Origin of the sequence: Streptomyces sp. NPDC058464 (assembly GCF_042721035.1) — a bacterium.
GTDB lineage: Bacteria > Actinomycetota > Actinomycetes > Streptomycetales > Streptomycetaceae > Streptomyces.
In genome coordinates, this window is sequence record NZ_JBHXMA010000114.1 from 1 (window position 1) to 3,489 (window position 3,489).

The 3,489-nt window shown below is 74.9% G+C and carries 2 protein-coding genes; both read right to left on the bottom strand.

What is annotated here, in order from left to right; genetic code table 11:
* Positions 1 to 3: 3 nt before the first annotated feature.
* Positions 4 to 606 carry a sarcosine oxidase subunit gamma family protein gene (locus ACFWPQ_RS51880; protein ID WP_361302404.1) on the bottom strand — a complete coding sequence of 201 codons (603 nt, stop codon included), beginning with the start codon at positions 604 to 606 and terminating at the stop codon, positions 4 to 6.
* Positions 599 to 3,489 (bottom strand): sarcosine oxidase subunit alpha family protein (locus ACFWPQ_RS51885; RefSeq protein WP_384052179.1); only part of this gene is annotated, 2,891 nt, incomplete at its 5' end. The genes ACFWPQ_RS51880 and ACFWPQ_RS51885, both read right to left, overlap by 8 nt.

Sequence of the window (3,489 nt, forward strand, 5' to 3'; positions counted from 1 at the left end):
GGCTCAGACGTGTTCCACGGCCGCGTCCAGCAGCCAGTCCACCAGGTAGCCGGCGAAGGACGAGCGCACCAGCACCCAGAAACCGGCCCTGGTCTCGTCCCGGGCGACCAGCACGACCTGGGTGCGGGCCAGCGTGGTCTGGGCGCAGCGGCCCGGGCCGAAGGCACGGGGGTGCAGGTCCAGGGCGCAGCCGTGGGCGAGCAGGTCGCGGGCGCGCGGGCCGCCGACCAGGAGGGTGGTGCGCTGGGCGGAGACGTCGGTGACGGCGACCGGTTCGTCCCCGGCGGCCGCGCGGATCCGGTCCTCCAGCTCCCGCTCGGTGCCCGGCCGGCCGACCACCAGCCATTCGTCGGGGCCGAGCCACACCGCGGTCACCTCCCCCGCGTGCACCACGGTGTCGGGTTCCAGGGGCAGTTGGAGCCCGAGGGCCAGTCCCACGGCGTCCGCGGCCGGGCTCTTGGCGTCGAGGCGGACGTTCACCTGGGCCAGGAACGGGAGTTCGGCCAGGCGCAGCGCGCCCTTGGAGGAGCGGGTCACGGCGGCCAGGCGGGGCGCGGCGTCGGCCAGGGGGCTGCGCGGCCGTGCGGTCGGGGCGGTGTCAGCCATCGCGGCGGGCTCCCTCGGGGTCGTAGAGGACGGGACCTGCGACGGTCACCGGCAGCAACCGGTCGCCGACGGGGGCGTAGAGGCGTTCGCCGATGCGCTCCCGGCCGCCCTTGACCAGGGCGAGCGCGAAGGTCCGGCCGAGGGCGGCGCTGCGGTAGCTGGAGGTGACGTGGCCGAGCATCGGCACGGGCGGGGCGGGCAGTTCGCCGTCGGCGACCAGGTGGGTGCCCTCCGGGAGGAAGGCGCCGGGGTCGTCGGTGAGCAGGGCGACCAGGTGCTTGCGGTCGGGGCGCACGGCGTCGGCGCGGGCGTAGGAGCGCTTCCCGATGAAGTCGGGCTTCTTCTTCGACACCGCCCAGCCCATGCCGAGGTCCTGCGGGGTGACCGTGCCGTCGGTGTCCTGGCCGACGATCGGGTAGCCCTTCTCGGCGCGCAGCACGTGCATGGTCTCGGTGCCGTACGGGGTGATGCCGTACGGCGCGCCCGCCTCGTACAGCGCCTCCCACAGGGCGACGGCGTCCCACGGCGACACGTTGATCTCGTAGGCGAGTTCGCCGGAGAAGCTGATCCGGCAGACCCGGGCGTCGATGCCGGCGACGGCGGTCTCCCGCCAGGCCATGAACGGGAAGTCCTCGTTGGCCACGGCCAGTTCGGGTGCGAGCGAGCCGAGGACCGCGCGGGACTCCGGGCCGACCAGGGCGACGGTCGCCCAGTGCTCGGTGACCGAGGTGCAGTGCACCCGCAGGTCCGGCCACTCGGTCTGCAGCCACTCCTCCATCCAGTCCAGGACGGCCGCCGCGTTGCCGGTCGTGGTCGTGACCAGGAACCGGTCGGGGGCGAGCCGGATGACCGTGCCGTCGTCGAACACCATCCCGTCCAGTCGGCACATCACGCCGTAGCGGATCATGCCGACCTTCAGGTTGCTCATCATGTTCGTGTAGAGCAGGTCCAGGAAGCGCGCGGCGTCCGGGCCCTGGACGTCGATCTTGCCGAGGGTGGAGGCGTCCATGAAGGCGACGCCCTCGCGGGCGGCACGGCACTCGCGGAGAACGGCGGCTTCCATGTCCTCGCCGTCCTGCGGGTAGTACCAGGGCCGCTTCCACTGCCCGACGTTCTCGAAGAGCGCGCCGTGCTCCACGTGCCAGCCGTGCAGGGCCGTGGTGCGGATCGGGTCGAGCAGTGTGCCCCGGTCACGGCCGGCGAGGGCGGCGAAGGAGACGGGGGTGTACGGCGGCCGGAAGGTGGGCAGGCCGAGCGCCGAGATGTCGACGCCGAGGAGTTCGGCGACGACCCCGCTGGCCAGCACGCCGCCGGTCTTGCCCTGGTCGTTGGCGGTTCCGGCCGTCGTGTAGCGCTTGGTGTGCTCCACCGAACGCAGGCCCGCGCCGGTCGCGCGGGTCAGGTCGTCGACGGTGACGTCGCGTTGGAGGTCGACGAAGCGGGGGCCCTCGCCGGGGACGGTGAAGACCTGCATGGGCGGGGTGTACGGCTGTGGGGCCACGGCGGGCAGGGCGGGGGTCTCGGCGGTGTAGCCCTCCGCCTCCACCGCGCGGGTGCCGGCCGCCGTGCCCTGGGCGAGGGCCGTGGCGAGGTCGAACGCCCCGTTCGCGGCGCCCGCGACCGCCACCGCCTGACGGCAGCTGTCGGGCACAAACGTGCCGAGGTCCGCGTCGTGGCGGAGCTGGCCGCCCGCCTGGCTGAACAGGTGCGCGACCGGGTTCCAGCCGCCGGAGACGAGGAGCAGGTCTGCGGTGAACTCCCGCTGTGCGCCGGTGCCTTCGTAGGGGGCGACGGTCACGGCGGTGAGCCGGTCCGTGCCGTCCGTGCCGGTGACCGCGTGGCCGGCCAGCACCTCGATGCCGGCGGACCTGGCGCGTTCGGCCCACTGGCCCGGCTCGGGGCGGGTGTCGACGATCGCGGCGATGGCGACTCCGGCCGCCGCGAGGTCGAGGGCGGCCGCGTAGGCGCTGTCGTTGGTGGTGAAGACGACGGCCTGGCGGCCGGGGAGCACGGCGTACCGGTGGAGGTAGCTGCGGGCCGAGGTCGCCAGCATCACGCCGGGGCGGTCGTTGTCGCCGAAGGCGAGGGAGCGTTCGTGGGCGCCGGTGGCGAGGACGACGTGCCGGGCGCGGATCCGCCAGACGCGTTCGCGGGAGACGTGCGGTGGGGCGTCGGCGCCGAGGTGGGTGGTGCGGCGCTCCGCGGCCAGGAGGTGGTTGTCGTCGTAGTGGCCGAAGACGGTGGTGCGGGGCAGGACGCGTACCTCGGGAGCGGCTTCGAGGCGGGCGCGGGTGGCCGCGACCCAGTCGAGGTGCTCGCCGGTGCCGAGCAGGCTGCCGCCGGGTTCGGGCTGGTCGTCGGCGAGGATGACGCGGGCGCCGCTGGTGGCGGCGGCCGCGGCGGCGGCGAGACCGGCCGGGCCTGCGCCGACGACGAGGACGTCGCAGTGGGCGTGCACGGCGTCGTAGCGGGCCGGGTCGGGGGTGGTGGCGAGGCGGCCCTGGCCGGGGAGGCTGGCCGCGACCAGGCCGTCGTGGAGTTCGACGGTGGTGGCGGGGAGCATCGGCTCGGGGAACGGGGCCTCGATCTGGACCACCGCGTTGGGTTCCTCGACACCCGCGGAGAAGATGCCGCGGGGGCGGCCGAGCTTGATGCTGGTGGCGGCCTGGACGACGCCGTTGGCGAGGAGGGCGGAGGCGAGGGTGTCGCCTCGGTAGCCCTGGTATTCGGTGCCGTCGAAGGTGAAGGTGAGGGGGGTGGTGCGGTCGATTCGGCCGCCGGTGGGGGTGCGGAGAGGGAGGTCGCCCCCGCCGCCCCTACCCGTCCCGTCCTGTAGGGGGGCGGCCCCGGCGGCCCCCCGGGGGGGGGGGGGGGGCGGCCCCC

What these genes read in the sequence shown, in the direction of transcription:
- ACFWPQ_RS51880 (WP_361302404.1), bottom strand. Translation starts at nt 606, where the DNA reads ATGGCTGACACCGCCCCGACCGCACGGCCGCGCAGCCCCCTGGCCGAC.